This is a genomic window from Zobellella denitrificans (genome assembly GCF_002407485.1).
Classification (GTDB): Bacteria; Pseudomonadota; Gammaproteobacteria; order Enterobacterales; family Aeromonadaceae; genus Oceanimonas; species Oceanimonas denitrificans.
Map to the genome: position 1 here is coordinate 2,610,272 of NZ_CP012621.1, position 25,443 is coordinate 2,635,714.

General features: G+C 59.2%; 23 protein-coding genes and 1 tRNA gene. 13 read left to right on the plus strand and 11 right to left on the minus strand.

The features are described 5' to 3' along the window. Window positions 1-51 precede the first annotated feature (51 nt). The 9 genes from AN401_RS12430 (at window position 52) to AN401_RS12450 (ending at window position 10,196) form a co-directional block, all read left to right on the plus strand. On the plus strand, window positions 52-1,512 hold the full coding sequence (locus tag AN401_RS12430) for an FAD-dependent oxidoreductase (RefSeq protein WP_096779536.1): 1,461 nt from the start codon (window positions 52-54) through the stop codon (window positions 1,510-1,512). Window positions 1,513-2,166: 654 nt separating this feature from the next. Beyond that, window positions 2,167-2,607 (plus strand): hypothetical protein, encoded by a 441-nt coding sequence (locus AN401_RS19810; RefSeq protein ID WP_157772256.1) that lies wholly within the window; start codon window positions 2,167-2,169, stop codon window positions 2,605-2,607. A gap of 145 nt (window positions 2,608-2,752) precedes the next feature. Further along, window positions 2,753-4,189 (plus strand): hypothetical protein, encoded by a 1,437-nt coding sequence (locus AN401_RS19815; protein ID WP_157772258.1) that lies wholly within the window; start codon window positions 2,753-2,755, stop codon window positions 4,187-4,189. A 1,024-nt stretch (window positions 4,190-5,213) separates the two neighbouring features. Further along, on the plus strand, window positions 5,214-5,813 hold the full coding sequence (locus tag AN401_RS19820) for a hypothetical protein (protein ID WP_157772260.1): 600 nt from the start codon (window positions 5,214-5,216) through the stop codon (window positions 5,811-5,813). An 84-nt stretch (window positions 5,814-5,897) separates the two neighbouring features. After that, window positions 5,898-6,938, plus strand: coding sequence for a hypothetical protein (locus tag AN401_RS19825; protein WP_157772262.1), 1,041 nt, complete (start codon window positions 5,898-5,900; stop codon window positions 6,936-6,938). 76 nt (window positions 6,939-7,014) lie between these two features. After that, window positions 7,015-7,578 carry a GIY-YIG nuclease family protein gene (locus AN401_RS12435; protein ID WP_096779537.1) on the plus strand — a complete coding sequence of 188 codons (564 nt, stop codon included), beginning with the start codon at window positions 7,015-7,017 and terminating at the stop codon, window positions 7,576-7,578. Then, a complete protein-coding gene (locus AN401_RS20395) occupies window positions 7,565-8,008 on the plus strand; it encodes a DUF6884 domain-containing protein (protein WP_096779538.1) in 444 nt (147 codons plus the stop codon). The genes AN401_RS12435 and AN401_RS20395 overlap by 14 nt, the downstream gene beginning before the upstream one ends. 328 nt (window positions 8,009-8,336) lie before the next feature. Next, a complete protein-coding gene (locus AN401_RS12445) occupies window positions 8,337-8,648 on the plus strand; it encodes a DUF6172 family protein (protein WP_096779539.1) in 312 nt (103 codons plus the stop codon). Between the two features lie 159 nt (window positions 8,649-8,807). Continuing rightward, on the plus strand, window positions 8,808-10,196 hold the full coding sequence (locus AN401_RS12450; RefSeq protein ID WP_096779540.1) for a DEAD/DEAH box helicase: 1,389 nt from the start codon (window positions 8,808-8,810) through the stop codon (window positions 10,194-10,196). 253 nt (window positions 10,197-10,449) lie between these two features. Here the strand turns inward: AN401_RS12450 and alr are convergent, their stop codons facing one another. The 6 genes from alr to hinT all read right to left on the minus strand — a co-directional run bounded on the left by alr (window position 10,450) and on the right by hinT (window position 16,527). Further along, the gene (gene alr / locus AN401_RS12455; RefSeq protein WP_096779541.1) at window positions 10,450-11,682 is read right to left on the minus strand and encodes an alanine racemase; all 1,233 of its coding nucleotides are present in this window, start codon (window positions 11,680-11,682) and stop codon (window positions 10,450-10,452) included. A 603-nt stretch (window positions 11,683-12,285) separates the two neighbouring features. Beyond that, window positions 12,286-13,578 (minus strand): NAD(P)/FAD-dependent oxidoreductase, encoded by a 1,293-nt coding sequence (locus tag AN401_RS12460; protein WP_094040375.1) that lies wholly within the window; start codon window positions 13,576-13,578, stop codon window positions 12,286-12,288. Window positions 13,579-13,730: 152 nt separating this feature from the next. Continuing rightward, window positions 13,731-14,741, minus strand: a complete 1,011-nt coding sequence (gene nagZ / locus AN401_RS12465) for a beta-N-acetylhexosaminidase (RefSeq protein WP_096779542.1) — start codon at window positions 14,739-14,741, stop codon at window positions 13,731-13,733. Between the two features lie 2 nt (window positions 14,742-14,743). After that, a complete protein-coding gene (locus AN401_RS12470; RefSeq protein ID WP_096779543.1) occupies window positions 14,744-15,562 on the minus strand; it encodes a phosphotransferase in 819 nt (272 codons plus the stop codon). After that, on the minus strand, window positions 15,552-16,166 hold the full coding sequence (locus AN401_RS12475) for a penicillin-binding protein activator LpoB (protein ID WP_094040772.1): 615 nt from the start codon (window positions 16,164-16,166) through the stop codon (window positions 15,552-15,554). Before AN401_RS12475 ends, AN401_RS12470 begins: the two co-directional genes overlap by 11 nt. A 10-nt stretch (window positions 16,167-16,176) precedes the next feature. Then, window positions 16,177-16,527: a purine nucleoside phosphoramidase gene (gene hinT / locus AN401_RS12480; RefSeq protein ID WP_094040773.1), complete on the minus strand. Its 351-nt coding sequence runs from the start codon at window positions 16,525-16,527 to the stop codon at window positions 16,177-16,179. A gap of 98 nt (window positions 16,528-16,625) precedes the next feature. Here hinT and AN401_RS12485 point away from each other — a divergent pair, with 98 nt between their 5' ends. The 4 genes from AN401_RS12485 (at window position 16,626) to AN401_RS12500 (ending at window position 19,253) form a co-directional block, all read left to right on the plus strand. Next, complete coding sequence (locus tag AN401_RS12485; RefSeq protein ID WP_096779544.1) at window positions 16,626-17,972, plus strand: dihydroorotase; 1,347 nt, start codon at window positions 16,626-16,628, stop codon at window positions 17,970-17,972. 100 nt (window positions 17,973-18,072) lie between these two features. Next, window positions 18,073-18,149, plus strand: a tRNA-Pro gene (locus AN401_RS12490). 315 nt (window positions 18,150-18,464) lie between these two features. Further along, window positions 18,465-18,677: a hypothetical protein gene (locus AN401_RS12495; RefSeq protein WP_094040775.1), complete on the plus strand. Its 213-nt coding sequence runs from the start codon at window positions 18,465-18,467 to the stop codon at window positions 18,675-18,677. A gap of 165 nt (window positions 18,678-18,842) precedes the next feature. Further along, a complete protein-coding gene (locus tag AN401_RS12500; RefSeq protein ID WP_094040776.1) occupies window positions 18,843-19,253 on the plus strand; it encodes a hypothetical protein in 411 nt (136 codons plus the stop codon). Here the strand turns inward: AN401_RS12500 and AN401_RS12505 are convergent. The 5 genes from AN401_RS12505 to AN401_RS12525 all read right to left on the minus strand — a co-directional run bounded on the left by AN401_RS12505 (window position 19,238) and on the right by AN401_RS12525 (window position 25,376). Then, window positions 19,238-20,254, minus strand: coding sequence for a substrate-binding domain-containing protein (locus AN401_RS12505; RefSeq protein WP_094040777.1), 1,017 nt, complete (start codon window positions 20,252-20,254; stop codon window positions 19,238-19,240). The two genes, AN401_RS12500 and AN401_RS12505, sit on opposite strands and share 16 nt — an antisense overlap. Window positions 20,255-20,282: 28 nt before the next feature. Next, window positions 20,283-21,692, minus strand: coding sequence for a glycoside hydrolase family 32 protein (locus AN401_RS12510; RefSeq protein ID WP_096779545.1), 1,410 nt, complete (start codon window positions 21,690-21,692; stop codon window positions 20,283-20,285). A 183-nt stretch (window positions 21,693-21,875) separates the two neighbouring features. Further along, on the minus strand, window positions 21,876-23,240 hold the full coding sequence (locus AN401_RS12515; protein WP_096779546.1) for a sucrose-specific PTS transporter subunit IIBC: 1,365 nt from the start codon (window positions 23,238-23,240) through the stop codon (window positions 21,876-21,878). 57 nt (window positions 23,241-23,297) lie between these two features. Further along, entirely contained in the window at window positions 23,298-24,401 is a 1,104-nt protein-coding gene (locus AN401_RS12520) for a carbohydrate porin (RefSeq protein WP_157772266.1), read from the minus strand. Window positions 24,402-24,434: 33 nt separating this feature from the next. After that, window positions 24,435-25,376, minus strand: a complete 942-nt coding sequence (locus AN401_RS12525) for an aminoimidazole riboside kinase (RefSeq protein ID WP_198401735.1) — start codon at window positions 25,374-25,376, stop codon at window positions 24,435-24,437. Window positions 25,377-25,443 lie beyond the last annotated feature (67 nt).

Genomic DNA, 25,443 nt, shown 5'->3' on the forward strand with positions numbered 1-25,443 from the left:
CGCGCCGCCCGGGAGGGGCGGCGCCGGCCTGCGATGAATGACAGAGACCAAATGACATCACCCTGCTGTAACGCCACCGCCCACGGCCCGCTGCGGGTCGGCATTTTGGGCGGCGGCGTGGCCGGCGCCACGGTGGCGCTGCGCCTGGCCGACCTGGGCATTGACAGCCTGCTGCTGGAGGCGAGCGACGGCCTGGTAAAGGGCCCGCCCATCTGCCACCTGCACGCGGGCGGCAACCTCTACCGGGAAATCAGTGACGACCAGTGCCTGGCGCTGCTGCGCCAGTCCATCGCCTCGGTGCGCGCCTACCCCCACTGCATCAACCGCCGCCCCACAGTAGTGGCGGTGCCGGTGACCGACGCGGGCGACCCGAACGCCCTGCTGCCGCGCCTGGCCCTGCTGGCGGAGGAATACCGCCGGCTGGTGGCACAAGACCCGGCCAACCGGGTGCTGGGCGAGCCCGAAGACTACTACCGCTGCTACAACCGGGAACAATTCGAGGCGTTGGCCCACCGCCCCCTGCCTGAGCGGGCCCAGCGCCCGGACGACTGGCTGGTGCCCCTGGCCCAACGGCTGGATCCGGACCGGCTCAAGTTCCCCCTGGTGCTGGTGCAGGAATACGGCTGGAGCCTGTTCCGCATGGCCGCCACCGCCACCCTGGCGCTGACCGCCTCGCCCCACTGCGAGCTGCGGCTGAACACCAAAGCCACCGAGCTGGCCCCCGTCGAGGGCGGCTGGCGCATTAACAGCCAGGGGCCGGCCGGCGAGCGGCAGGACGAGGTGGACTTTTTGGTCAACGCCTGCGGCTTTCGCACCGGCCTGGTGGACGACATGGCCGGCTACCGCCGCCAGCGGCTGGTGGAATACAAGGCCGCCTACCTGGCCCGCTGGCCGGTGCCGGGCCAGTGGCCCGAGGTGATCTTCCACGGCGAGCGCGGCACCCCGGACGGCATGGCCCAGCTTACCCCCTACCCCGGCGGCCTGTTCCAGCTGCACGGCATGACCGACGCCATCACCCTGTTCAAGGACGGCCTGGTGGCCAGCGGCGCCGACAGCGCCCAGCCCCGCCTGCCCGAGCACTATCGCCGGCAGATCGACCAGGGCTGGCAGGCCGAGGACGTGGACGCCCGCACCCGCGGCGCCATCGCCCACCTGGCCCGGCTGCTGCCCGCCTTTGCCGGGGCCGAGCCCGCCGGCCAGCCGCTGTTCGGCGCCCAGCAGATCCCGGGCTCTGACCCCAAGCTGCGGGCGGCGGACGTCTCCTTCGAGGGCAGCCATTACGCCCGGGTGGAAATCGTCAAAGCCTCCTCGGCGCTCACCGCCGCCGACCGCATCGTCGGCAAGCTGGCGGAGCTGGGCTGGCTGGGCCAGTCCGCGGCAAGCCGGCCCCCGGCGCTCTCCCCCACCCTGGCCATCACCGCCGACCAGGATCCGGCCAAAGTGGAAGCCACCGCCGTGCACCTGGCCCGCCAGCGCGGCTACCCCCGGGAGCTGGCCCACAAGCTGGGCTGAGTCCATGCCGGGCCTATGCCCGGCATCCCCCTACTCCGTCTGCCAAACCTTCCTATCTGCAAGCTCCACCTCCTATAATTCAAAGCATCACATTAATTCAGCCGTAGTCAAGCCGCTGGCCTGACCACCGCGACAAGGAGAGGTCGCTCGCCTGCAAGAGAAGGGCGGTAGCGTAGTCGTTGAAGTGTGCCCGACAGGCTTAAAACCGACATTCCACATCAACTTGTGAATTTATTTTTGGCCAAGTGCCAAATGTAGTGGTCAACTAAAATTATTGATTCAACTCTGAAGTTGCAGGTGTAGTTATGGATAGATTCATCTTCTTAGTTCCAGCACTTTTGGGTGTGGCATTGATTAATGGGTGTGCAACGGCGACCCCTATAAATACCGGCGGCCCCCGGCAGGCGTACTATGTTGATTGCTCAGGTGGGACAATGTCTTCATGCATCGAAAAAGCCAATTCAGTGTGCCCAAGAGGCTACGACATTGCAGGAGCACAGGAGCAGCCCGAAGGTAGAGCAAGCGTTCTATACAACCCGTATTACGGGGTAGCCACATCAACGCAACATATGACCAGAACCATGACTGTGATTTGCAAATGAGCCGCCGACATGCCGGCACTTCATCTCGCTTTAGTGTGGATTTTATTTGTCTATGAATGCTACGTATACACGTACTGCTCTCGCTCGAGCTGAATTCTTTTTGTCTCTTGCAGAGCAATGCACTCCAAAACAACGCGCCGAATTTGAGGCATTTATTGAAGCATCTATCATCTTCGCTCGGGCCACATTACATCATCTCCAAAATAACTACAAGCGACATACTTCTTGGAAAGAGTGGTTTGAAAGTATAAAGGGCGACCCGGCTGTAGAATTTTTCCGTCAACATCGAAACGTCGTGTTAAAGGAATCTTCTCCAAAAGCTGGGCAAATCATCTCGCTCAACTCCATAGAGACTGCTGCGGTTCTCTATTACTTTGAAGACCCGACAATCCCTGCTACGGTCACGATCAGAAGGCATTTAGAGTCTTATACTAAAATTTTACAAAAGGGTGAGGAGAATTTCAAAACGCAAAATCCGATGACACCAAAATAAAGCTCAGCCTACATCAAGAGATTTCCCTCAACAACCCATTAAAAGTTAATTAAAAATTAATTATAACTCAGGTGACCAATTGCATTTTTATCCACCTTAATTTACAGCCATATAATTAAAACATCATAATTAAAAGGTTCACCCCATGAAGATATTCAACCAAAAATTACCTTCATACTTTTCTGACTTCACAACACCCTCATGCCTTGGGGTAGAGCAACTTATTTTCGCATGGGTCGATTTATCTTTAGAGACAAAAGTAAAGATAATAAAATCATTGAACGAGATCAATCTACCCCCTCATCTAGAACTAAAATTAATCAACAAAATACTGGATGACAAAAACCCTTACATTAGATATTTAATAGCGATACGATTTAAAAAAATACACTTCCATAATGAGCCAGATAAAACAATGATTTCAAGCAAGATAAACTTTGACAAAGAATCACTAGTTAAAAATTCCATCATGGAGCCCAACAAAAACGATTTAATACCTCAATACTTCTTCAACTATCAGCAAGATCTAAGATTGTCGATAATCAGAAATACAAAAGGAGAGGGCCGAGCTCTAGCCAACCTTATAGACACCGCACTGAATAAGTATATAAAAATGGGTTATATAAAAGAAGATGAGCTACATGACATATTAATTGACTACATACTATCTCCAAACTTTTCAATTCATTACCAGTTTAGCCATAAAAACAAGAATCTTACCCTTGACTTAGATGCCTTATGGAAATCCGCCTTATATTTACCAGAAAAAATCTCATTTATTTTTCTAGATAATCTTCCAGAGTGCAATAGTGAAACCTTAAACTCACCAGAGGAATTAATAAAACACCTAAGCGACAAACAATTAGAAAGGATTCTCGAAAGAGAGGACCTGGTAATAGAAAAATTAAGAAGGTATGTTTTTAAAAATCACAACGAAATCACTTTACGCTTGGCCGCAACCTCACACAACTTCACTTTATCATATGATGACTTCTACGCAATATTACAAAAAGAAGATGATAGAAAGACAGTGTTACTAGATGAACTACTGGATGAATTGTCATTCACAAAATCGAAATTAAAGCTTGTCTTTTATGAAGCAATAGAAGATACCAGGAAGAAATCAAATCATTTCTCTAACCTTTCTTCTTTTGATAGAGATTGGATAAAGAAAAAACTCAACTCACTCAGTAAAGATGATTTAACAAATCAGACTTTAGAACTCAGAATCTATAAACTAGCTAAATACAACTCCCTAAAAAAACCAGAGAAGAACACCTACAGCCATAATGAAAATCTAAATTTCCTTTATAGTTACACAGTAAATAACGATATATGGAAGACCTTCATGAATTATTCATTGGAATGGGAGAAATTAAACTTAATAGATAAAATAACCCTAGAGAAATACTTACCGGAAATCGATGAAAATAGCGATAAACTCACTACCCCCACTAGAAATAAGAGTAACGAACCCCTCAATCAGGAGATTAACAATGTAACCAGAACAAAAAATCAAAAATACATGCTTACAGCAATAATTGCACTTCTATCAATCATAGTTTACATCCTGTTGCAGTAAAAACATCCTAATTACTACACATTACTACACTCATGAAAGCATAATGGATCTCTGCTGCTATTCAGTTCCGGTCCCTTGTGTGGCTCATTATACCTTAATGTAGACCAAAGCTTATCGTGCATAATATACGGAAATCCCTAGTAGCATTGATCGTCAGTGTCGGCACAGTTCTTGGCTCGCAGAACGCAACCGCGATGACGTTTGAGGTTATAATGATACGCGACGAACCAGCTATAAAGGCTAGGGGAGAGATCATTCCCGGGGATGCAGAGCGATTTGAAGCAGTGCTAACACCGGAGTCAAGGCACTCATTTGGATATTACTCCTTGATTCTGGATAGCCCCGGCTGGAGTGTCGAAGCTGCCTTTGATCTATCCCGAGTGTTGGATCGACACTATGTGAACACATACGTGGCGCCTGAAGGCCGGTGCGTGTCTGCATGTGTAGCAATCGTATTCATTGCAGGCCGTGAACATGTAGCAGTTACAGATGCATTTCTTGGTTTCACGGCTGCTTAAACTTAAACACAAGAAAAATTGAACAACTGTGCAACGAGCGTATCGCTAACCACGCATTTGAACATGGAACGGCGTATGGTGCTGTTATGGCATTTATTGAGAAGATTCCACGCAATGAGATCGTTTGGATTAGTGACAGTGAAGCTGACTGCTGGGGAATCAACCGTTACGACATCAGCCCGGAACCTAGAAACTATTTCCAGTGTGTACGGAACATTATACTAAAACAAAAGAAAGGTGACTTGCCGTAAAGCAAGTTCCTGACAGATTATAATTAGAAGGAACAGAGAAGGTTATGGGATAAGGTCTCTTTTTTCCTCTACTTTTAGAGTGGTAATTCGGTAGCTCCGAATGCATCCACGTCGATTTAGTCAATGCTTAGAAAATGCCTACCCCGCCATTCATTTTTTCTAGCTAATTTCATGTAGACCAATCAGAATGGAAACCGATCCACAATTGGGCCAAAATTCAATACTATACCGATCTCAAGCTTACTAGGTGCTAATATGAAATACTTGGACAGCTTCTCTCGAATTCAAAAGGCAGTTGAATTTATGTGTACCGCTTCGGCCATTTATATAATCCCAATATTAACCATATCTATAATCCATGATCTTTATATGTATAAAATTGAGTCACCATGGAAATATTTTTTATTTATACCTGCATGGATTTTTGGTTTATTTTTGGGGGTTACATTCGCTCAATTTGCGCACTGGCTATTTGATTTAATTAGAAAGCTATTAAATATGAAACCTTTACATGAAATAGAGAAAGACATTTACAATGAAACACTAGAGAGAGAACATGTAAGTGACAGAAATTTCAGAAACAAAGATTATGACGAAAAACTCTTTGAAATACGCAACCTTCAAAAAACCCAGAGAGTATACCTTGAAGAGATTTACAGCTTTACAAAAATGGCGCTTTACATGATTTTGTTTGCCGTTTTTATATTTAGCGATATTTTCTGGGAAAACTATTGGCCTAGTATATCAGAATGGATTGTGTCAGCCTACACATGGCTAAAATCAATCGTTTCGACTATAGCTTACTGGCTAACAACATTGTTTAAACAACTGAGTTATTTACTCATTAAACTATAGTATTTTCTGATTACCCTTTTAACACAACAATCAAACCGCCAACGCGGCGACTGATTTTCGACGTTAGGGCGATAAGGGGAGCGCATGGCAAATATCGTAAAACTCTGGGCAGGCCGCGTATATGGAACCAATACCGGTAACCTGTTTATGGAACTTAATGCTTCAGACGGAGAGGTTAGTGGTGTTTTGCGATTTATGGATAGCGCCTTTGGACTGACTGTTTATCGTCTGAGCGGATCCTTTGAGGAACAGTTGCGTTTGCATGGAGAAGTAATACACGTCCCTGAGGGAGTAGATGCAGGTCCAATCGATGTAATAGCAATACTAACTGAACAAGGTAACTTGAGAGGAGAATGGAAATCTGAAATTGGAACAGCTGGGACATTTGAAGCCTATTCGCACGATGTGCCTCCTCCAAATCAGAGAGTTCAAAATTCTGCGCATAATCCGGAGCAACTATATACGTCTCACATAGTCATTGGCGCTATTCGTCTTTATGCGGAGGATCTCAAGGCGATCATTGAAAGGATCAAGCGCGATTTTGTTATTGGTTGGCCAGTGGTGACGTACAGTGCACGTGATAGCGAAGTCACTAAGTATTGGGATGATTTCTCCAGCGATTACGATGGGCTTCGAGAGTTGAAATCCTTGAAACTAATGATTCAAGAGCCAGATACCTATGGAATAAACAAAGTCGTTTCATTGGAGTTGAGCTCGTTTGGGAAAAATGAGATTCGTGTTCAAGGGGTTAATGAATCATGGGTGGTAGGAAAGGCCGAAGCCATTTCGAGAATACTCAAAACCCATGAGAAGGTCCTTGTTACCAATTACAAGAAGTTCGGCTTAACTCTGAATCAGTTTATATTTCTCGCTATGCTAGTATTAATTCCCGCCATAGGTGAATTATGGCAGAGAGCAAGTTTTGTACTTGTTGTACTGTTTCTGCTCGGCGGTTTATATTGGTTGCATAGCAGATTTATTCCAAATACTGTCATTTACCTAACTGATGAAGAGCCAACGTTTATCCAACGATTTGGACCTTCTATTCTTTCATGGGTGGGAGCAGTGGCGGCGTCGTTGGCTGCGGCATTGATATTTTATTTTTTTACGGGTAATGCAATATAGCCCTAACAATCGGCTTCAAACACGTTGCGATAGCATCCGACGGCTGAAGTCGAACGTTCAGATGGAAGGAGGCACGATGACTGAACCAAAGGCTGTTTCTGAACTTCGGGAGTTGGACTGGGATAGTATCCCTTCATCATCAGGAGTTTATTGGTGGTACTTCCCACAACAAGAAATCAAAGCCCTCGGTGTTGCCGAGTTGTGCAACTTGGACCAACTTCACCTCCGGCGTGCTTCAGATGGAAAAGTATGCCTGTATCACGGAATGGCAAAAAACCTCTCTCAGCGTATAGAGTGGCATGCTGCTCAGAGCTTGACGCTCAAACACTTGCAGTCGGGCTTTCTATCAACCTTTCGTTTTTCGTTGCTCGCCCTGAACAATTTTGATTACTTCAGAGAAGAGGAGGAAATAAACAAGTATTTTGACAAGCTCGCAGTAGGCTGGCAATTGGCTGAAACACGAGATGAGGCGAAGTCTATGGAGGACCATGAACTCTGCGGAGAGTACCACTACCCGCTCAACATTCAAGGGAATAGACGACCTGAGTTGATTCAGTATATCCGGTATTTGAAGTCCACCCGAAGTGCTTATAAACGCCGATTCTTGGATTCCTTGGAGAAGTATCATGTGCTCAAATAGCACCACCATTGTCCTTGTGTCTTGCGTTAGCCGCAAGCGCGAGAAGCCAAGCGCTGCCCGCGATCTTTACACCTCGCCTTGGTTTTTTAAAGCACGACGGTATGCCGAAAGTTCAGGTTTCCCGTGGTTTGTGCTTTCGGCCAAATACGGTCTTGTATCGCCGGAACGGATAATCGAACCATACGAGCGGACTCTCAACACGATGCCTGCCGCTGAGCGCCACGAGTGGGCCGAACAGGCTTCTCAGCAAATTGATGAGACTATTCCAAATCTCTCCCGAGTAGTGTTCCTAGCTGGTAAGCGGTATCGCGAATTCTTGTCAGGATACCTACTCAGTCGTGGTGTATTGGTGTCTATTCCCATGGAGGGGCTTCGGATCGGTGAGCAATTGAATTGGCTAGAACAGAACACACCCGGTTCAGCTGCGTAGAGAGAGCGGGGACGGACCGAACAATGCCCTCCACCGAGAGCCTGAAAACGCATCGGTTCTTATCGAGAGTCCGGGGATGTGTCGTGAGGGATACATTAGGCTTCAAAAAAGCAACAGATGAGCGCTCAGAATTGGCGTGTGCCTTACATTTTAGCATCCCATTGGCATCTCCTGGCTTAGTCCTGTCAACATCCCCATCTGACCCCGCTGGCCTCCCCTTACGGACAAAAAATCGCAGAAATGGGCAGTTATCTTCTGCCCATCCATGTAGAATCCGCCTTTAAAAGCCGACTCGGCTTGACTCTTGTACACACCCCTAGGATTTTGAATGAAAAAGACCATCGCCCTGACCCACCCCAGGCTGAAGCCGGCTCGTCTGGTGGACGCCATCAAGCACGACATCAGAAAATACCTGAACCGGGAGCGCCGCAAGGCACTGCCGGCGGGCATGGATTACTGGACCTTCGATTGCCGCTTCGGTGCCACCGAAGCCGCGGCGGAAAAGATTTTCACCTCTGAAATCAACGCCCATATCGATGCCGCCGTGGCGCAGGAATTACCCTCCTTCTATGTGGAGATCCTCGCCCGGGCCTGCAACCATCAGCCGCGCGTCGCCGCCGACGAGGCCGAGCAAGGCTAAGCCCTTGCCCGCTGCCGGACCTGCCGCCAGGTCCGGCAGCGCCCCGGCCCACCGGCCAAGATTTAGCCAAAACCACAAACAATCCTCTCTTCCACCCGCAAAATCCTGTATATTCTGCCCTCGTTTTTTTGACTGTAGCGACTCTACAGAGGAACTCTTATGCAATTTTCATCTCTGGATCTGGCCCCGGATCTACAGCGCGCTCTTGTAGAATGTGGCTACAGTGCTATGACCCCCGTACAGGCCCAGGCCATAGTGCCCGCTCGGCGCGGCAAGGATTTGCAGGTCACCGCCCAAACCGGCACCGGCAAAACCGCCGCCTTTGCCGTTCCCGTACTGCAGCGCATGCTGGACAACCCCAAAGCCAGGGTCGAGCGCCGCCCGCGCGCCTTGATCCTCACCCCCACCCGCGAGCTGGCCGAGCAGCTGGCCGATGCCATCGGCGGCTACGCGCGGCATCTGCCGCTGAGCGTCACCGCGCTTTACGGCGGCGTAAAGATGGGTGGCCAGGCCAACAAGCTGAAAGCGGGCGTGGACATGGTGATCAGCACCCCCGGCCGCCTGATGGAGCACATCACCCTGGGCAACGTGGCATTGAGCGACGTGGAATTTGTGGTGCTGGATGAAGCCGACCGCATGCTGGACATGGGCTTTATCACCGATGTGCTGAAACTGATGCAGCTGACCGCGCCCAAGCGCCAGACCCTGCTGTTTTCCGCCACCAGCTCCCCGGCGGTCAACGAGCTGTCCCACAAGATCCTGCACAATCATCAGCAAATCCGGGTCACCCGGGTCAACAGCACGGCCGATACCGTCCGCCATGCGGTCTATCCGGTGGAAGAAAGCCGCAAAATAGAACTGTTTGAACAGCTGCTGGAAGAGAAAAACTGGTTCCAGGTGCTGGTGTTTACCAGCACCAAGGAGCAGGCCGACCGGCTGCTGGCCGGCCTGAAGCAGCGCAAAATCGAGGCCGCCGTGTGCCATGGCGACAAAAGCCAGGGCTCCAGGCGCCGCGCCATCGCCGATTTCAAGTCCGCCAAGCTGCAGGTGCTTATCGCCACCGAAGTGGCCGCCCGTGGCCTGGATATCCAGGGCCTGGACTATGTGGTGAACTTCAACCTGCCCTATCTGCCCGAGGATTACGTGCACCGCATCGGCCGCACCGGCCGCGCCGGGGCCGCCGGCACCGCCATTTCCTTTGTCAGCCGGGAAGAAGAGCAAACCCTGGAGCGCATTCAAAAGCTGATTGGCGGCGAGATCAAACGCATCGTCAAGCCGGGCTTTGAAGTGAGCAACCGCGGCACCCTGCTCAAAAGCATCTCGCGCAAGGTGTTGTCCGGGCGTTCAAACCGGGCCAGCGAAACGGTGATTGAGCTGGAAGGCTCGGGCAATGCCAAGGGCAAGCCGCGCCGCGCCAAGCCGGCCGATGCCACCGGCAACCAGGCCGCGCCCAAGCCCGTGCGCCTGAAAAAGCCGAGCACCCCGAAAAGCACCGGCCCAAAGAAAAAAGTACTGCGCGGCAAACGCGCCGAGAAATACGCCCGTTAATCGGCGCCGTCTCCGGCAACAGCCGCCGAGGCTGATGTAAATCCAAGCGGCTCCCCCTCTCCCGTGCCAGGCTGGTGCTGTGGTAGCGGCTGTTCGCGGGAGGGTTGCAAAGAGGTGCCATGCCGGCAAGGGCCGCTTCGTCCGTTGTCTTGCGCCGGCTAAAGCGGCGCCTACGGCGGCAAGGCGGGAAAAGCGACAAACTAAAAAACCGGAAGCGGTTTTTCTTCCGGCTTCCAGCATCAAGCTTCCCGCTTTATTGCGCGCGTTTGAGGATCTTGGGGTTGGAGTTGCCCCATACGGTGTATAGATCCGCCAGCAGGGCGTCGTTGGCGTCTTCCAGCTCGCCCTGGGTCACTTCCACCTCGCCCTGTTTGCCGAACAGCACCACCTCGTCACCCGGCTTCACACCCGGAATGTCGGTCACGTCGATCATGGTGGTGTTCATCGACACCTTGCCCACCACGGGGGCGCGCTGGCCGTTCACCACCACATGGGCGTTGTTGGTGAATACCCGGCGGTAGCCGTCGGAATAGCCCATGGGCAGGTTGGCCAGCAGCGAGTCCCGTTCCAGGGTGTAGGTGCCGTCGTAGCCCACCTGGCTGCCCGCCGGGTAGTTGTTCACCGAGGCCACCCGGGTCTTGAACGACATCACCTTCTGGTACTCGGTGTAGCTGGGGATGGTGTCGCCGTAGATGATGCCGCCCGGGCGCACCATGTCCAGCCAGCTTTCCGGTACTTCCAGGGTGGAGAAGGAGTTGGCGGCGTGCAGGGTGAGCCTGGCCCTGTCCAGTTTGCCGTCTTCAATCAGCCACTGGGCCTGCTGCTGGAACAGCGCCAGTCCCTTCTTCACCTCGTCCACTTCCTCGTGGGCGAAGTGGGTCATAATGCCCACCAGCTCGAGATTGGGCAGCGCCAGCAGCTCGCGGGCCTCTTTCTTGCCGTCGTCGGTGGCCACTTCCAGGCCGTTGCGGCTCATGCCGCCGGCGTTCAGGCCCAGGTGGTAACGCAAGGTCTTGCCCTCGGCCTTGGCCACTTCGGCGGCCAGGCGGGCGGCCTCGATATCGCCGAACAGCTCTTCCATGTCGTATTGCAGGCCGTCGCGCACTTCCGCCTGGGTGGCGCTGCGTACCCGCATGATGCGGCCTTCATAACCGCTTTCCCGCACTACCCGTGCTTCCTCGTTGCTGGTGATGCCGATGCAGGGAATGCCGGCGGCGATCACCGAGGGCATCAGGTTGGCAATGCCGTGGCCGTAGGCGTCGGCCTTCATGATGGCGCAAATCTGCGACTTGCCGTCCAGCAGGGTTTGCAGGGTACGGATATTGTGTTCGAAGGCGGCCTGGTCGATTTCAATCCAGGCGTTGGTGGTCTGATAAACCGGGCTGCTGGTATCAAGACCGGTCACCGGCAGTATGGGCGCGGCCTGGACCTGGGTGGACAAACAGGCGGCGAGGGCCACGGCCAGTACGGTGGGGGTCATTTTCATCGAATGCTCTCCTTGAGTTGGCGGGCATCTGCTCCATTGGTGAAGTTCACCGGCCGGAAACCCCTTCCGGCCCGCAGATGGCCCGGTCACTATACAAGGAAAGAATCAAAACTTAATAGTGCAATTTAACTTTTATTTGACATTAAAAACCAAGATAAAAGACAAAATCAGATCTTAATTCTTTTCGTTATGCCAGCAGTGATATTAATTATGCAGCAGCCGCGATCAGTCTTCATGTGAAGCTATTCATGATGCCGTCACGATGCCGCCATTGTCGCGGATAACGCCGATATTCGGCACCGGAACGGCACCCATCGGAGCTGTGTGCAAATCATCACCAAAATATTTTTATGCAGGATGGCGGGAAGCGGGAAGCACAGCACAGGCAACCGTTCAGGTGGTGCAAGCCGGTTTGTGCCGGATTGTGCCGGCTTGTGCCAGCTAAAGCGGCACCTACAGCGGCACCTACAGGCGGCACCTACAGCAACACCAAGCAGCATCCTCAGCAACGGCTATATGACGGAGAAGGGAACAGGCCGGAAGGAGGGGCTCCTTCCGGCTTCCAGCCTCAAGCTTCCGGCTTCTGGCTTCCGGCTTAAAAAATCAGTGCAGCTTGAGCCGCGGGCGCAGGTAGCGGTTGATGCGGCCCACCAGCATCATCAGGCCGGTGCGGGTGTAGCCGTGCAGCGCCACCTGGTGCATGCGATAGAGGGAAATGTACACGGTGCGGGCGATGCGCCCTTCCACCATCATGGAGCCGCGCATCAGGTTGCCCATCAGGGATCCCACGGTAGAGTAGCGGCTCAGGTTTACCAGCGAGCCGTGGTCCTTGTACACATAGGGCCTGAGCGGCTTGTTGCTGAGCTTGGCCATGATGTTGTCATAGGCCTGGCTGGCCATCTGGTGGGCCGACTGAGCCCGGGGCGGTACCGGCTTGCCGTTGTCCTGCAGGCAGAAGGCGCAGTCACCGATCACGAAAATGTTCTCGTCGCGGGTGGTCTGCAGGGTGCTGGTCACCGCCAGCTGGTTGATGCGGTTGGTCTCCAGCCCGGCAATGTCCTTCATAAAGTCCGGCGCCTTGATGCCCGCCGCCCACACCATCAGCTTGGCGGGGATCAGTTCGCCGTCCTTGGTTTTCAGCCCCTCGTTGGTGGCCTCCACTATCATGGTGTTGACGCGCACGTCCACGCCCAGCTCGCGCAGCTCCTTGTGCGCCATGGCGGAAATGCGCTCGGGCAGGGCCGGCAGTATGCGCGGCCCCGCCTCCACCAGGGTCAGCCGCAGGCAGTTGCGGTTGAGCTTTTTAAAGCCGTAGGCCGCCAGGTGCTCCACCGCGTTGTACAGCTCGGCCGACAGCTCCACCCCGGTGGCGCCGCCGCCGACGATGGCGATGTCGACCTTTTCGTCCACGGTCTCGCTCTCGGCGTACTGCAAAAAGCGGTTCATCAGCTCGTCGTGGAAACGCTCGGCCTGCTGCGGGCTGTCGAGGAAGATGCAGTGCTCGCGCACGCCCTGGGTGCCGAAGTCGTTGGACACGGAGCCGATGGCCAGCACCAGGATGTCGTATTTGAGATAGCGCTCGCCCACCATGGGATTACCATGGTCGTCGCGCAGGGGCGCCAGGGTGATGGTTTTGGCTTCCCGGTCGATATTGGTGAGGGTGCCCAGATGGAAGCTGAAGCCGTGGTTGTGGGCCTGGGAGCGGTAGCTCAGGCCGTCGATGCCCGGGTCCATGGCGCCGGTGGCCACTTCGTGCAGCAGGGGTTTCCACAGGTGGGTCCGGTTGCGATCCACCAGTATCACCTCCGCCTTGCCCTTGCGCCCCAGTTGTCGTCCCAGCTTGGTCACCAGCTCCAGGCCGCCGGCGCCGCCGCCGACCACGATAATCCTTGTCATGTTTGACCTCTTCAATGTGTAAAGTAAAAACCTGCGGCTATGGCCGGCCCATAGCGGCAGATTCTTGCTTGGCTCCACTCGCGCCGAGTGGAGCCATTCTAAAAGCTGTGTTTGAGAGCACAACTTTATTTTCACATCAAATCAACATCGGCTCAGCCGGTCCAGCCCTGCTCCCGGGAGATGCGCAGCAGCCGCTCGCTCGCCTCGCGCCAGCGCCGGCTGCCGTAAAGGTGGGCGGCGCCGGCGTTGTCCCGCTTGCGCAGGGGCGACAGGTCCCGCGCCAGATCGTGGGGCAGGCTGTCGATAATGCTCACCGCCCCCGCCCGGTGGTTGCAGGCCAGCAGCAGATCGCAGCCCGCCGCCAGTGCCCGCCGCGCCCGCTCGGCGTAGCCGCCGGCCACCGCCGCCCCTTCCATGGTCAGATCGTCGCTGAACACCAGGCCGGTAAAGCCGAGCCGGCGGCGCAGCATCTCCTTGATCCAGAACGACGAAAACCCCGCCGGCTCCGGGTCCACCGCGCGGTAGATAACGTGGGCCGGCATCATGCCCTGCACCAGGCCCTGGCTTATCAGGGCCCTGAAGGGCACCAAATCGGCCGCTTCTATCTCGGCCAGCGCCCGTTCGTCCACCGGGCTTTCCTTGTGGGAGTCGGCGCGCACGCTGCCGTGGCCGGGAAAGTGCTTGGCCACCGCCGCCATGCCCGCCGCCTTCATGCCGCCGATGTAGGCGCCGGCCCTCGCTATCACCTGTTCGGGTTCGGCGCCGAAACTGCGATCCCCTATCACCTCGCTGCCCCGCTCCAGATCGAGCACGGGCGCAAAGCTGAGATCGATGTCATGGGCCAGCAGCTCGGCGGCCATCAGCCAGCCGGCGTCCTCCAGCAGGGAGGGCAGCTCGGGGTGGTCCAGCCCGGCGAGCTTGCCCGGTGCCGGCAGCGGAAAAAAGCCCTCGCGAAAGCGCTGTACCCGCCCCCCTTCGTGATCCACGGTGAGCAGCAGCCCCGGCTTGATCTTGCGGATGGCCTTGACCAGGGCGCCCAGCTGGGCCCGGTCATGATAATTCCGGCTGAAAAAGATGATCCCGCCCACGGCGGGGTGCTCAATCAGCTCGCGCTCTTCCGCCTCCAGTTCGTGGCCGTTCAGGTCGAGGATAAAAGGGCCCATCATCACTCCCGTTCACGTTGATATTGGCAGAGCCGCTGCACTGCCTGTTGCTGTTGTTCCAGGTATCCGGCCTGGCCGCACTGGCGGTATTGCACCGCTGCCCACAGCGCCGTGAGCAGCCACACCCAGGGCCGGCGGGCGGCCAGCCGGGCCTCGCTCAGTTCGCCGCCCCCGGCCCGGTAGGCGGCCAGCATGGCCGCCCGCCCCGGTCTATCCAGCCCGAAGCTGTCGGCGATCACCGCCAGCTCAAAGGCGGCGTCGCCCCGGGCGGCGTATTCCCAGTCCAGCAGCCAGGGGCGTTCGCCCAGCAGGTTGGCGGCGTTGAGATCGTGGTGGCAGAACACCGGGGAAAAGGGCGGATTCAGCTCGGCGCGCTCGAACAGGGGCAGCACCCGGGCGATGTCGGCCGGCAGCGGCGACAACAACCGTAGATAATGACCCAGCCGCGCGCGCAAATCCAGCACCGGCAGGGCCGCCGGCAGCCGGTGCAGGGCCGCCACCCGCGCCATCAGCCGGGTCATGTCCGGCGGGCGCTGCCGCCAGTCCGGCTCGTCCCGCCAGTCCAGGATCAGCAGGCCCTGTTCGGGCCGGGCGAAACGCACCGGCAGCGCCAGCCCGGCCGCGGCGGCCGTGCGGTGGGCGAACAACTCCAACCGCCGGTCTATGCCCAGGGCGGCCGGATCGGCACAGCCCTGGCGCAGCCAGTAGGCGCCAGCGGGGGTGTCCAGCCGCCAGCAGCGGTTGGTAAACCCGCCCGCCAGGGGCGTCAGCCGCCCCTGCCAGTCGGCGGGCAGGCTGGCCAGCAGTGGCTCAGCGTCCACTGACGCTGTCGGACCAGAGCACCTCGCCGCTGGCGATTTCCATCAGTTGGCCCTGCAGGCTGAAGCCCGTGCCGCTGCGGTTCAGGTTGCCGGACAGCACATAGTCGGCGCCGCTTTGCCGGCCCAGGCGCACCAGGGCGGCCATGTCGGCCCGGCCATCCTGATAGGCCAGTTGCTGACGCAGGCTGCTGACCCGGGCGCTGTCGGCAAAGCGCAGGCTGCCGGCCAGGTTGGCCCGCAGCCGCTCGGTCAGGCCGCGGGTGTCCACCGGGCTGCCGGCCAGGTTGCGGATCTCGTCCAGCAGCACCACGCCGTTCACCTCGCCGAGCACGCCGCTGTTGCGCAGCCGGGCGGCCAGGCCGTCGGCCAGTTGATCCAGGTTGGCGCTGCGCGCCTCGGGCAAGGGAGTGACCACCGGCGGCTCGGGCAGCTCTATCACCGGCGGCGGAGTCGGCCGCAGGGGCGGCTGCACCACGGGCGCGGCCGGCTGGGTGCCCGGCGTGGCCGGGGTGACCGGCGCCGGCTGGGAGGAATAGGGGTTGGGCAGGGTACAGCCGCCAAGCACGGCGGCCGCCAGCACCAGGCCGGAACGGAACAACTTCATCGGCCTCTCCTCACCGTGCCAGCATGGGGCCCAGGGGGCGGCCACCCAGCAGGTGCATGTGAATGTGGTAAACCTCCTGGCCGCCGTGGCGGTTGCAGTTCACGATCAGGCGATAGCCATCCTCGGCCAGGCCGGCATCGGCCGCCAGCTTGCGCGCCACGGTGAACAGCCGGCCCAGGGCCAGCTCGTGCTCGGGCTCCACCTCGTTGACGGTGGGGATCAGCACGTTGGGCACGATCAGCACATGGGTCGGCGCCTTGGGATGGATATCGCGAAAGGCGGTGACCAGTTCGTCCTGGTACAGGATCTCGGCGGGAATTTCCTTGCGGATGATTTTGCTGAAAATGGTCTCTTCTGCCATTGCCTGTCTCCTTGAGGTAAATCGCCGGGCTTCGCCTGTCGGCCCCGGGCAAGATTCGCTATTATAGCCTTGTTAGCTGCCAAAGGAATGAAGTCACAATGAATAAACTATTGATTAAAAACGCAACCCTGGTCAACGAAGGCCGTGTCCAGGTGCAGGACGTGCTGATCGCGGGCGAGCGCATCGAGCAGATTGGCTTCGGCCTTTCCGCTCCCGCCGGAGTCCGGGTGCTGGACGCCGCCGGCAAGCACCTGCTGCCGGGCATGATCGACGATCAGGTACACTTTCGCGAGCCCGGCATGCCCGACAAGGGCAACATAGCGTCAGAATCCCGCGCTGCCGTGGCCGGGGGCACCACCAGCTTTATGGACATGCCCAACGTCAACCCGCAAACCACCACCCTGGAGGCGCTGGAGGCCAAGTTCAAGCTGGCCGAGGGCCGGGCCGCCGGCAACTACAGCTTCTACCTGGGCGGCACCAACGACAACCTGGAGCAAATCCAGCGTCTGCAGCCCAACCAGACCTGCGGCGTCAAGGTGTTCATGGGTGCCTCCACCGGCAATATGCTGGTCGACAGCGAAGCGGCCCTGGCCGGCATCTTCCGCGACAGCCCGGTACTGATCGCCACCCACTGCGAAGACTCGCCCACCATCAAGCGCAACGAAGAGCTGGCCCGCGCCAAGTACGGCGACGCCGTGCCCTTCAGCGAGCACGGCCATATCCGCAGCGCCGAGGCCTGCTACCTGTCCTCTTCCCTGGCGGTGAGCCTGGCCAAGCGCTACCAGTCCAAGCTGCACGTGCTGCACCTCACCACCGCCCGGGAGATGAGCCACTTCACCGCCAGCCACTCCCTGGCCGAGCTGAAGGACAAGAACATCACCGCCGAAGTGTGCGTGCACCATCTGTTCTACAACGAGGCCGACTACGAGCGCCTGGGCGCCCAGATCAAGTGCAACCCGGCGATCAAGACCGCCGCCGACCAGCAGGCACTGATCGACGCGGTCAACCAGGACATCATCGACATCATCGCCACCGACCACGCGCCCCACACCTGGGTCGACAAGCAAAACTCCTACTTCGGCGCGCCCTCGGGCCTGCCCCTGTGCCAGCACGCCCTGCCGATGCTGATGGAGTTCTACCACAAGGGCATCTTCAGCCTGGAGACCATAGTGCGCAAGACCTCCCACGCGGTGGCCGAGCGCTATCAGATCAAGGACAGAGGCTATATCCGCGAAGGCTATTTCGCCGATCTGGTGCTGTTCGACCTCAACGACCGCACGGCGGTAAGCAAGGACAACCTGCTCTACCACTGCGGCTGGTCGCCGCTCGAGGGCACCACCCTGAAGAGCCGGGTCGACACCACCCTGGTCAACGGCCACATCGCCTACCAGAACGGCCAGGTCAGCGAGCAGGCCTTCGGCCAGCGGATGCAATTTACCCGCTAGTGCGCAAATAGCAGGCAAACGCACCACGGTGGCCGGAACGGGTGTTGACAGCCCCCGGCCACTTCCCTAGAATCCGTCCCCGTCGACACAACGACGATTTCGGCGTGTAGCGCAGCCTGGTAGCGCACTGTCATGGGGTGTCAGGGGTCGGAGGTTCAAATCCTCTCACGCCGACCAAATCATCCTGAAAAGCCCACCGCAAGGTGGGCTTTTTGCTTTCCGGCCTTCTCTGTCTGGCCACTTTCAATGGACCATCCCAACCCGGAGCGCAGGCGGCCCGCCTGCATTCCCGCGAAGCGGGAACCCCCGGGCCCGGCACCACCGCCAAACCACAGGCGCAACACCCCATGCGGGCGAGCCGCCCGCGCCCCAAGGCCCCTTGCAATAGCCCACCCACCCGGAGCGCCCGCGCCCCAAAGGGTTCCTTGCAATGCCCCCAACCCCGGCACCCCGTACTACACTTTAGGGGCTCAACCACACAGGAGGTACCCTATGGCCAAGTACAGCGAAGCGACCAAAGACGCCTGGGATGAACTGCAGGACAAAAGGGCGAAACTGAAGGAGGCGTGCGACCATTACGATCGCAAGGTGCAGGAATTCAGGGAGGAAGCCTGCTCCCTGGATGAGGTCACCCGGGCCTTCGACGACAAGCAACAGGCCAGCCAGGATCACGCCGAGGCCTTCCACCGGCTGTTCAAGGCCTGAATATCCGCTAACGTAAGGCCTTATGCCTTACGTTAGCGCCTTCCGCCCTCCCCCTCCAGGCCGGCCGCACCGGCGCCAGCCACTGTCACAGCCCCTCAAAAACGGATTCAGATAATACCGTTATCGTATAAACTGGGGCGGCGTTTAACCACATGAGGTAACTGTATGACGGGGCTCAAACAAAAGTCGCTGGCGCTGGCCCTGGCCGGGGTGCTCACCACCCAGCTGGCCGCCTGCGGCACCATCTTCTATCCCGAACGCAAGGGCCAGATCAGCGGTCGCATCGATCCGGTCGTGGCCATCGCCAACGGCATCGGCCTGCTGTTCTTTATCGTGCCCGGGGTGGTGGCCTTCGCGGTCGATTTCTCCAACGGCACCATCTACCTGCCGGGCGGCAAGGCCGAGCTGCAGGAGCGGATCACCCCCGACAGCCTGAACGCGCAGCTCTACGCCGCCACCGGCACCCGCGTCGACTGGCAGCAGGACGAGGTGCTGGTCGAGCAGCTCCACTCCGTCGACGAAGCCCGGCTGCTGGTCGCCTCCCTGTCCCGTAGCGGCGATTACGCCTCGCGCTGAGCGCGGCTGCGCCAGTGAACCCTGGTCGGCACCACGTGGGCGGCCTGGACCGGGGTTTCCCCCTGCAGCAGCAGGCTGCACAGTTCGAAGGCCGCCCCCGCCAGGGCCTCACAGTCCTGGGCCACCGCATCCACCGCTATCGGCAGGCAGTCGAGCAGCTCGTGATCGTCGAAGGTGCCGAGCCGGATGGGCTCGGCCAGCAGATGGTGCTCGTTGAGGTAGCGCAGCACCCCCTCGAGCAGGGTAAAGGAAGCGGTAAACAGGGCCCCGGGCAGCCGGCCCAGCTCCCGGTGCAACTGCTCCATCATGCAATACCCCGACACCGGGCGATAGTCCGCCATCCAGATCCACTCCGGCCTGGCTTCGATCCCGGCCCGCTGCAGACCCAGCTCGTAGCCCGCCAGGCGGTGGCGGCTGGGCGACAGTGCCAGCTGTCCGCCCAGGAAATACACCGCCTCCTGCCCCAGGGCCATGGACTGCACCAGCTCCGCCGTGGCCCGGCAGGCGTCGGAGATCACCAGCGGCAGGGTCGACTGGCCGATATGGCGGTCGAGCTGGATCACCGGCAGCCGCTCGGTCAACTGGCGATAGACGGCGTCGTCGCTGGCGCTGGAGGCCACGATCAGGGCGTCCACCTGGCGCTGGACCAGCCCCGCCACCACCTGTTGCTCCAGTTCGGGATCGTCGTCGGAACAGGCGATCAGCAGTTGCAGCCCGGCCTGCCGGCAACGGGATTCCAGCGACTTGGCGATGCTGGCAAAGCCGAAGTTGGTGAGATCGGGGATCACCAGCCCCAGGGTATGGCTGCGGCGGGAGCCCAGGGCGCGGGCATGGAGGTTGGGCTGGTACTGGTAGCGCCTGGCCACCGCCATCACCCGTTCGCGGGTTTCGTCGGCAATGCGGTACTGGCCGGCCTTGCCGTTCATCACCAGGCTGGCGGTGGCCTTGGACACGCCGGCCAGCTCCGCCAGCCGGGCGATGGTCAGTTTCTTTTTATCCACGGGCTTATCGTTATGTCGGCTGTTGCGGTCATTCTACCCAAGCCGAGCCCAGAGGCCAGTAACAAAAGCGGATTTCTCCCGCCCCGCCCCAGCGGATCTCGGGATTGGCCCCCGGGAAATAACGGGCCGACATCGTCGCCTCCCCGCCGTTGATAAAGAGTTCGATGCTGGAGCTGTCGAGCAGCAGCCGCAGATCCGACACCTGTCCGCGCCAGCGCCGGCTTTCCCATTCGCCGCTGCGCCAGTTCAGCCGCCGGAGCTCCAGGCCGTCGGCGTTCAGCGTGAGCACCGCCGCCTGGCCCAGGTAGAGCCGCACCTCGCCGCTGACGTCGAGTTCCAGCTCGGCCCGGCCGCCCTGCAGCCGGGGCGCCTGCACCGCCAGCCCCTGCCAGCGGAGCGCTTCGCCGCGCAGGGCGGCCAGCTCGGGCACCGGATTCTGGTACAGGTGGCCCTGGCGCCAACTCAACACCCGCGGGCAACTGAGCTGGTTCATCCAGCCGTATTCCCGGGTCGGCTGGGCCGGCTCGTTGTCGTCGGGCAGGCCGAGCCAGCCGATCAGCAGGCGCCGGCCCTGTTCATCCAGGGTGGTCTGCGGGGCATAGAATTCGAAGCCCAGATCCAGCTCGTGGAAATCACCGTGGGCCAGGCGGCCGCTGTGCCAGTCCAGCTCGCCGGCCAGCCAGCCGCACTGGTACAGGTTCTGGTAGCGCTCGGCCTCGGCCGGCAGGCCCTGGGGGCAGCAAATCAACACCTGGCGTCCGCCGAGTTCGAACAGATCCGGGCATTCCCACATATAGCCGAACTCGCCGATATTCCCCTCACCGCTGCCGGCCAGCACCCCGGTTTGCTGCCAGTGGTGCAGATCTGGGCTCTGGTAGAGCAGCACCTTGCCCTGGCCGTCTTCGCTCTGGGCCGCCAGCACCATCCACCAGCGCCCGTCGTGCCACCATACCTTGGGGTCCCGCACATGGCCACTATAGCCCTCGGGCAGATCCAGCACCGGGCCCAGCTTTTCGAACTCACCGAATTCCCGCTCCACCGCCAGGCACTGGAAGGCGGTGCGCCGTTCCCGGTCGTATTTGACGTTGCCGGTGTAGATCAGGGTCAGCTCGCCGTTGTTGTCCACCGCCGAGCCGGAGTAGCAGCCGTTGCGCTCGTAGTCCTCGGTGGGGGCCAGGGCCAGGCCCAGGTGTTGCCAGTGCACCAGGTCGTCCGACACCAGCTGGCCCCAGGCCTTGGCGCCGTGGGCGCAGGCCAGCGGGTTCCACTGGTAGAACAGCCGGTAGCGGCCGTCGAACTGGATAAAGCCGTTGGGATCGTTGAGCAGGCCCACCGGGGCGGCGATATGCCAACCGGGCCGATGGGGATCCCCCTCGGCCCGGTTCAGCCCCCCGAGCAAGGCCTCGCTCAGCCTGTTCAGCCACTGCTGTTCGGTCATTGCCATATCTCCTCTCAACTTGATGACCAGCCCGCTCCTCGCTCCTGTAGCCGGCGCTTTAGCTGCCGGGAAACGCAACGGCGGGCCCGCAGGCCCCGCCGTTTATCGCCTTGCGCCACGTAAACGGGCGCCTGCGGACTACGGGAAGAGCCGGCACGAAACCTTGTCGGCCACCCGATTTTCTCAGTCCAGCTTGTACTTCAGCAGGGTGGAGGCGGTGAAGGCCGCGCCGAAGGCGATGACCATGCCGATGCCGTAGTTCAGCAGCGAGGCGGGCTGCACTATGGCCAGGCCCGGCAGGCCGGTCAGGCCCACAGCGGTCATGCCCACCTTGGAGGCCACCACGTAGGCGCCGCCCAGGGCGCCGCCGAACAGGCCGGCCAGGAAGGGCTTGCCGTAGCGCAGGTTGACCCCGAAGATGGCCGCTTCGGTGATGCCCAGCAGGCAGGAGGCACCGGCCGGCACCGTGATGGCCTTGAGCTTGGCGTCCTTGGTCTTGAAATACACCGCCAGGCAGGCGCCGCCCTGAGCCACGTTGGACATGGCCCAGATCGGCAGCAGGAAGTTGACGGCGATGGCCGGGTTGGTCAGCAGCCCGGTTTCGATGGCGTGGAAGCTGTGGTGGATGCCGGTGATCACGATGGCCGAATAGGTGCCGCCGAACACCAGGCCCGCCAGCCAGCCGGCGTGATCATAGAGGGTGCTGAGCACGAGCGAGATGCCGTCACCCAGGCCGCGGCCGAGGGGCCCCACAAACAGCAGGGCCACGAAGCCGGCGATCAGCAGGGTGAGGAAGGGGGTGACGATCAGATCCAGGGCGTTGGGCACCACCTTGCGCAGGCGTTTTTCCACCTGGCTCATCACCCACACCGCCAGCAGCATGGGAAACACGGTGCCCTGGTAGCCGACCATGCCCACTTCCAACCCCATGAATTCCATGGTCTTGAAGCCGTCGGCCACGGTCCAGGCGTTGGTCAGGGCCGGATGGGTGAGGATGCCGCCCAGGGTGGCACCCAGGTAGGGGTTGCCGCCGAACTCGCGGGCGGCGGTAAAGCCGATCAGCACCGGCAGTATGATAAAGGCGGCCGAGCTGAACATGTCGAGCATGATGAACAGGGCGCTCTCGGGGGACACCCAGCCGTAGGAGCGCACCATGCCGAGCAGGCCCATCAGCAAACCGGCGGAGACGATGGCCGGGATGATGGGCACGAAAATATTGGACAGGGTCCGGGCCAGGCGCTGGGCCGGATTGAGCTTGGCGGCGGCCGCGTCCACCAGCTCCGCCTTGCTGGTTTCACCCAGGCCGGCGACCTTGGTGAACTCCGCGTACACCTTGTTGACCAGGCCAGTGCCAAAGATCACCTGCAGCTGGCCGGCGTTGGCGAAGCAGCCCTTCACCCCCTCCAGCTCCTGGATGGCGCCCTTGTCGACCAGGCTGTCGTCGCTCAGCACCAGCCGCAGCCGGGTGGCGCAATGGGCGGCACTGACGAGGTTTTCCTTGCCGCCCAGCAATGGCAGCAGTCCTTTGGCAATGGCTTCAATATTCATAACAGCAAGTTCCCATTACAAAAACAAGGATGGGGACGATCGCCGTCCCCATAAAGATTAGAACACGTACTTAAAGCGCACCCGGGCTCCGTAGCGGTCGGTGGCGACGGTGGACTCTTCCACATCAAAGTCGGACCAGTAGGCGCCGAGCAGGATGCCGAAGTTGTCCAGATCCAGCACGTTGTCGAACCGGTAGGAGGTATAGACGGTGTTGCTCTTCTGGGTGCCTTCGAGGTACTCGTAGCCGGCGGCGGCCTCGTCTATCTTGTTGCGGCCGTAGATATAGCCCAGGCCGAACTTGTCGAACAGCACGTTGGCGCCCAGGGTCAGGTTCTCTTCGTTCAGGGCATCCAGATAGGCGGCGTTGAGGTTGGCCTTGATCAGGCCGGACTGCCAACCGAAGGTGGTGCCGTAACCGGTGCGGCGGGCCACCTTGCGGCCTTCGGCGTCGATGATGGCGTCTTCCACCAGGTTGTGCTCGGCGCCCAGCGCCCAGCTGAAGTCGCCGGCCTGCCAGCGCAGCGCCGGCCGCACCACGATGGAGTCCTTCTCCTTGGTCAGTTCATGGCCGTGGTAACGGCGGGCGCCGTCGACCACGTTGAACAGGTCGCTGCGATCGCCGAACAGGGTGGCCAGCTCCAGGTAAACGTCGCCCAGCTGGCGGCTGACCATGACGTGACCGGCGTCGCCGGCGCGGCCGCGGGCTTCCTTGGCCATGTACAGGTAGGCGGAGCCGTCGGTGTAGAGGCCGGAGGAGGTGTCGCCGGAGTGCTCCACGAACACGTCCTGGCCCAGGGGGAACAAGTCCAGCGCCTCGAAGCGGCCGATCTTCATCTCGCCCACGTCGCTGCGGCCGAAGGCAAACCAGGCGTCGTCCGAGCCCACACCGCCGCTGCTGCCCAGGGTGGGCTGGGCCTTGAACTTGGCATAGGCACCGGAGTCGGCGACCCGCTCCCCGGAGATGTCGAGCAGCAGCCGGCCGGTCTGATCCCAGCGGTCGTCACGGCCGTCGTTGCGGTAGAGGTTGCTGTCTTCCTGCTTGTTGGCGACGTTGATGTCGAATTCCACATCGCCACCCAGGCTCAGGCGGCCTTTGTTGCCTTCCCAGGTCACTTCGGCATTGGCGGTGGCCGCGGTCCCTGCCACCAGTAAACCCAACAATAATGCTTTCCTTGTCATTTTCTTCTCCTGCAATTAAACGAGAGTGAGGTTGTGGGCGATAAAGGCTTCCATCGCCGCCGTATCCGGCAGGGCCGCCATGGCACCCAGTCGTAGGCAACACTGGGCGCCACAGGCCTGGGCCTGGGTCAGTACGGTGGCAAATTGCGCCTTATCGGCTTGGGGGTAGGTGGCCAGGCCCGCCAGCAGGCCGGCCATAAAGGCATCTCCCGCCCCCGTGGTGTCGACAGCTTCCACCGCGAAGGCGGGCTGCCACAGTCGCTCCCCCTTGAGGGAGGCCAGTACACCTTCTGCGCCCAGGGAAATAAGCACAAAAGGCAACCGGTATTCGTTTTCCAGGGCCGTCATGGCCAGGTTGGGATCGGCGTGGCCGGTGAGCAGTTCGGCTTCTTCGCCGGACAGCTTGAGCAGGTCCACTTCCGGAATAATGCGTTCCAGCGAGGCCTTGAGGCTGGCCTCATCCGGCCAGCGGCTCAGGCGGATATTGGCATCGAAGCTGACGAAGCCGCCGGCCTGGCGGATGCGGCGCACCGCCATCAGGGTGGTGCCCCGCGCCGGCTCGGCGGTCAGGGCCAGGGAGCAGAGGTGCAGCCAGTCGCCGGCCTTGAACTCGGGCAGGTCGGCCGGCGCCAGCAGTTGGTCCGCCGACTGCTGGGCCAGGAAGAAGAAGCTGCGCTCGCCGCGGGCATCCAGCGCCACCAGGGTGGAGCTGGTGGGCAGCCGCGCATCCTGCCGAACCCAGGAGGTGACGACGCCCTCCCGTGCCAGGGTGTCGATGATCATGTCGCCGAAGGGATCCTGGCCCAGACGGCCGACGAAGGCGGAGGCCCCGCCCAGCCGGCGGATGCCCACGGCCACGTTGGCCGGTGCTCCACCCACACAGGGCAGCAACTGGCCGCCTTCGGCCGGCAGCAAGTCCATCACACCATCACCCAGGCAATAAATCACAGACATCATTTTCTCCGCTCGTGCTTGATGGATGCACCATAGCTAAACCGATTTAGCCAAACAACGACTTCCAGCT

Excerpts from the sequence above, each read along its gene's own strand:
- AN401_RS12430 (WP_096779536.1), top strand. The coding sequence starts at position 52 with ATGACATCACCCTGCTGTAACGCCACCGCCCACGGCCCGCTGCGGGTC.
- AN401_RS19810 (WP_157772256.1), top strand. The coding sequence starts at position 2,167 with ATGAATGCTACGTATACACGTACTGCTCTCGCTCGAGCTGAATTCTTT.
- AN401_RS19815 (WP_157772258.1), top strand. The coding sequence starts at position 2,753 with ATGAAGATATTCAACCAAAAATTACCTTCATACTTTTCTGACTTCACA.
- AN401_RS19820 (WP_157772260.1), top strand. The coding sequence starts at position 5,214 with ATGAAATACTTGGACAGCTTCTCTCGAATTCAAAAGGCAGTTGAATTT.
- AN401_RS19825 (WP_157772262.1), top strand. The coding sequence starts at position 5,898 with ATGGCAAATATCGTAAAACTCTGGGCAGGCCGCGTATATGGAACCAAT.
- AN401_RS12435 (WP_096779537.1), top strand. The coding sequence starts at position 7,015 with ATGACTGAACCAAAGGCTGTTTCTGAACTTCGGGAGTTGGACTGGGAT.
- AN401_RS20395 (WP_096779538.1), top strand. The coding sequence starts at position 7,565 with ATGTGCTCAAATAGCACCACCATTGTCCTTGTGTCTTGCGTTAGCCGC.
- AN401_RS12445 (WP_096779539.1), top strand. The coding sequence starts at position 8,337 with ATGAAAAAGACCATCGCCCTGACCCACCCCAGGCTGAAGCCGGCTCGT.
- AN401_RS12450 (WP_096779540.1), top strand. The coding sequence starts at position 8,808 with ATGCAATTTTCATCTCTGGATCTGGCCCCGGATCTACAGCGCGCTCTT.
- alr (WP_096779541.1), bottom strand. The coding sequence starts at position 11,682 with ATGAAAATGACCCCCACCGTACTGGCCGTGGCCCTCGCCGCCTGTTTG.
- AN401_RS12460 (WP_094040375.1), bottom strand. The coding sequence starts at position 13,578 with ATGACAAGGATTATCGTGGTCGGCGGCGGCGCCGGCGGCCTGGAGCTG.
- nagZ (WP_096779542.1), bottom strand. The coding sequence starts at position 14,741 with ATGGGCCCTTTTATCCTCGACCTGAACGGCCACGAACTGGAGGCGGAA.
- AN401_RS12475 (WP_094040772.1), bottom strand. The coding sequence starts at position 16,166 with ATGAAGTTGTTCCGTTCCGGCCTGGTGCTGGCGGCCGCCGTGCTTGGC.
- hinT (WP_094040773.1), bottom strand. The coding sequence starts at position 16,527 with ATGGCAGAAGAGACCATTTTCAGCAAAATCATCCGCAAGGAAATTCCC.
- AN401_RS12485 (WP_096779544.1), top strand. The coding sequence starts at position 16,626 with ATGAATAAACTATTGATTAAAAACGCAACCCTGGTCAACGAAGGCCGT.
- AN401_RS12495 (WP_094040775.1), top strand. The coding sequence starts at position 18,465 with ATGGCCAAGTACAGCGAAGCGACCAAAGACGCCTGGGATGAACTGCAG.
- AN401_RS12500 (WP_094040776.1), top strand. The coding sequence starts at position 18,843 with ATGACGGGGCTCAAACAAAAGTCGCTGGCGCTGGCCCTGGCCGGGGTG.
- AN401_RS12510 (WP_096779545.1), bottom strand. The coding sequence starts at position 21,692 with ATGACCGAACAGCAGTGGCTGAACAGGCTGAGCGAGGCCTTGCTCGGG.
- AN401_RS12515 (WP_096779546.1), bottom strand. The coding sequence starts at position 23,240 with ATGAATATTGAAGCCATTGCCAAAGGACTGCTGCCATTGCTGGGCGGC.
- AN401_RS12525 (WP_198401735.1), bottom strand. The coding sequence starts at position 25,376 with ATGATGTCTGTGATTTATTGCCTGGGTGATGGTGTGATGGACTTGCTG.